Origin of the sequence: Fibrella rubiginis, from assembly GCF_017353185.1 — a bacterium.
GTDB lineage: Bacteria > Bacteroidota > Bacteroidia > Cytophagales > Spirosomataceae > Fibrella > Fibrella rubiginis.
Genome location: NZ_JAFMYV010000035.1, coordinates 1 through 1,240, shown reverse-complemented (window position 1 = coordinate 1,240; position 1,240 = coordinate 1). Strand labels below are relative to the sequence as shown.

The 1,240-nt window shown below is 60.3% G+C and carries 1 protein-coding gene; it reads left to right on the top strand.

What is annotated here, in order from left to right:
* The coding region (locus J2I47_RS26350; RefSeq protein ID WP_207367619.1) for a BACON domain-containing protein at positions 1–1,240 on the top strand (1,240 nt) is incomplete at both ends.

Sequence of the window (1,240 nt, the reverse complement as noted above, 5' to 3'; positions counted from 1 at the left end):
CAGCACGCTGACGGTGAGCGGGGGAGGGACTACTGCCACCTACACTTGGCAGGCCGGGGGTAGTGTGGTGGGCACGGGCAGCAGCCTGAGCGTGAGCCCAGCGACCACGACAACCTACCAGGTGGAGTGCACCAGCTGTGGCAGTTGCACGGCGGTGCAGGTGACGCTCACCGTTACGCCCCTTCCGCCGCCGTCGGCACAGCTGGAGGTCACCCCCAGTCAGCTTAGCTGGAGCAGCAGTGCCAACAGCCAGGTGATTAGTGTGGCTAGCAACGTGAGCTGGAGTGTAAGCGGGCTGCCCGCTAGTGGCTGGCTAACGGCCAGTGCTGCGGGGGGTAGTGGCAGTGGCAGCTTCACCCTTACGGCGGCCCCCAACCCCACTACCACCAGCCGCACAGCCTACGTTGTGGTCAGCAGTGCTGGGCTGAGCCAAACCATCACCGTGAGTCAGGCGGCCAGTCTGCTGGTCGACGCTGGGCTCTGCTCGAGTTTTGTTAATGGGGCCCAGGTGGCTTATCGGTCGGTGGGGGATGTGGCCGTGAAAGTGGTCGTGCTGGTCGATGCCAGCGGTTGTCGGCGGGCGGTGTGGAGCAATGCGGAGGGTGAGGTGCCCAGAGACTGGCTACCTTACATCACGGCCAATGCTGGGTTTACGCTAAGCAGCATCAGTAGCTGCCTTAAGTTTTCGCTAGAACCTTGTACTACTGCTACTAACTGTAATTTGGTAGCCAGTGCTTCTCCCAATAATATTACGGCGGGCCTGAGCAGTACGCTCACCGTGAGTGGGGGGAGCAGTGGGTCCGTCTACACTTGGAAGAGCGGTGGTATTGTGGTAGGCACAGGCAGTAGCCTGACGGTGAGTCCTAATGCTACGATGATCTATCAAGTCGAGTGTAGCAACTGTGGTAGCTGTACCGCTGCTCAGGTGACTGTTGCGGTGAATGTGAGTGCTCCAACGGCTTGTACATTAACAGCGACAGCCTTGCCAGCTAGTATCGCAGCCGGTATGAGCAGCACGCTTACCGTCAATGGGGGCGGTAGCGCAGCCGCCTACAGCTGGAAGGTGGGGGGCAGTGTAGTGGGTACAGGCAGTAGCCTGAGTGTGAGCCCCGGCAGTACGACGACTTATCAGGTGGAGTGCACCAACTGTGGCAGTTGCTCAGCTGCCCAAGTTGTTGTGACAATTACGACACCAACACCGTCGGTGAAGGCCTGCCCGGGCACGGGCAGCCTGAGCTAT